At 54.5% G+C, this 264-nt stretch carries 1 protein-coding gene; it reads left to right on the top strand.

All coding sequences use genetic code 11. The features are described from left to right. Positions 1–243: hypothetical protein (locus F0U47_RS23010; protein WP_223162874.1), on the top strand; the 243-nt coding region annotated here is incomplete at its 5' end. Positions 244–264 lie beyond the last annotated feature (21 nt).

Genomic DNA, 264 nt, shown 5'->3' with positions numbered 1-264 from the left:
AAGAACTACTACGATGACCTGATCACGTACTTGGACCGAAGGAACAAGGGACAACGTGTCGAGCCGCCGCGGGCGCAGACCTGGGGCGAGCGCGCCCTCCGGACCTACTTGGCCAACAGACCGATTACCTACACCCAAAAATCCAAAAACCAAGATCAATCGTTACTCCATCACATTTCCGTAGGCGCCAAGTTCCAGCGTTACCACACGAAGTCTCTTATCTCGAGGATCTCGCTGTCATGATGCAGACCCAGCTTCCCATGG

Origin of the sequence: Nocardioides antri (assembly GCF_008373765.1) — a bacterium.
Taxonomy (GTDB): Bacteria; Actinomycetota; Actinomycetes; order Propionibacteriales; family Nocardioidaceae; genus Nocardioides; species Nocardioides antri.
This window is presented reverse-complemented; position numbering and strand designations above follow the sequence as displayed.